Genomic DNA, 1276 nt, shown 5'->3' with positions numbered 1-1276 from the left:
CGGCCGCGGCCGGCGGCCGGCGTCCCAGCGACCGCGGGGCGCAGCACCACAGCGGGCACACGTCATGGCTCGGTCCCATGGAGCTCAGGGCCGTCCGCGGGAGATCACCGTGCCTGCGTTCGTCGAGAAGTTCCCGGACCATGGTGACGAACCGGGGGTCAGTACCCACCGTGGACGCCCGGCGGAAGCTCAGCCCGGCCGCCCGGGCCCGCTCCGCCGCCACCATATCGAGATCGTGGACGACCTCCATGTGGTCGCTGACGAAACCGATCGGGACCACCACGACCGACCGGGTGTCCCCGGTGGCGCCAAGCGCCGCGAGATGATCGCCGACGTCCGGGACAAGCCACGGGACGGCCGGCGGACCGCTGCGGCTGGAATAGACCAGGTCGTGGCGGTGGCGGCGGCCTGTGCGCAGCGCCACCCGGTCGACGATCACCGCGGCGGCGGCGGCCAGCTGCCGGGGGTAGGCGTCCCCGTCCGGGCCACTGCTCGCCGCCTGCGCGAGCGGGATCGAGTGGGCGACGAAGACCAGCCGGGTCTCCTCCCGCAACGCGGCGGGGATCGTCGCCAGCTCGTCGACGACATGGTCGACCATGGGCAGGACGAAGCCGGGATGGTCGAAGTAGTGTCTCAGCTTGATCAGTTCCGGTGCGCCCGGGCCGACCTGGGCCCGCGACTGCGCGAGGTTCTCGCGGTACTGGCGACAGCCGGAGTAGGAGGCGAAGGCGGACGTCACGAAGCAGGCCGCCCGCCCGACACCGTCACGCCGCATCCGTTCGAGCGCGTCGGTGAGGAACGGCGACCAGTTGCGGTTTCCCCAGTAGACCGGCAGCGGCGCAAGCTCGACCCGCAGCGCCGCCAGCAGCTCCCGGTTCTGGTCGTTGATCGGGCTGCGGCCGCCGAAGCGGCGGTACTGTTCGGCGACCTGGGCGAGCCGCTCGTCCGGGATGCCACGCCCGCGGGTGACGTTGCGCAGGAACGGCACCACGTCGGACGGCGACTGCGGGCCACCGAAGGAGACCAGCAGTAACGCGTCGACATGCACCGGTTCGGCCTGGCCGGTCGTGGTCCGGCTGTCACTTGGCACGTCGTAATCGTCTCCTGCGACCACGACACGACGCACCCCGGGTCCGGGGTGGACCCGGGGTGCGTCCGAAAACCGTGGAGGAAGCCCGGCATCGCCGGGCAACCCCGTCCAGGAGAATTGTCCTGATACGGAAAGGCCTTAACGCCCCATGCCTAATGCCCCATACCGAGCCCACGAGACCTCTCT

The 1276-nt window shown here is 71.0% G+C and carries 1 protein-coding gene; it reads right to left on the bottom strand.

The annotated features are described in order from the left end of the window. The coding region (locus tag CV1CTNOD_RS08485; protein ID WP_131785637.1) for a ferrochelatase at window positions 1–1090 on the bottom strand (1090 nt) is incomplete at its 3' end. Window positions 1091–1276: the final 186 nt, after the last annotated feature.

It is taken from the genome of Protofrankia symbiont of Coriaria ruscifolia (assembly GCF_900634745.1).
GTDB lineage: Bacteria > Actinomycetota > Actinomycetes > Frankiales > Frankiaceae > Protofrankia > Protofrankia californiensis.
The sequence above is the reverse complement of the archived record's forward strand: the minus strand, read 5'-3'. Positions and strand labels throughout refer to the sequence as shown.